Raw genomic sequence first — 322 nt, 5'->3', positions numbered from 1 at the left:
CCGCGCCAACCACCTGGCCCGCCAGTTGCTCGACCTGGGCGTGCAGCCCGACCAACGCATCGCCCTTTGCGCCGAGCGCAGCCTGGAGATGATCGTCGGCCTGCTCGGCGTGCTCAAGGCCGGTGCGGCCTACGTGCCCATCGACCCGGCCCACCCCGCCGACCGCATGGCCTTCATGCTCCAGGACAGCCAGCCGCAGGCATTGCTGACCCAAGCGGCGCTGTCCCTGCCAGCCGGCGATCTGCCGCTGTTGCTGCTCGACACCGACGCCTCCCTGCAGGCGGCGGACGATGCCGCGTTCGACGCCAATCCGCAGGTGCCG

General features: G+C 71.4%; 1 protein-coding gene. It reads left to right on the top strand.

All coding sequences use genetic code 11. The features are described 5' to 3' along the window. On the top strand, window positions 1-322 hold a 322-nt coding region (locus LCU97_RS26560), incomplete at both ends, for an AMP-binding protein (protein ID WP_232778224.1).

The organism is Pseudomonas uvaldensis (assembly GCF_021271205.1).
Lineage (GTDB): Bacteria > Pseudomonadota > Gammaproteobacteria > Pseudomonadales > Pseudomonadaceae > Aquipseudomonas > Aquipseudomonas uvaldensis.
This window is presented reverse-complemented; position numbering and strand designations above follow the sequence as displayed.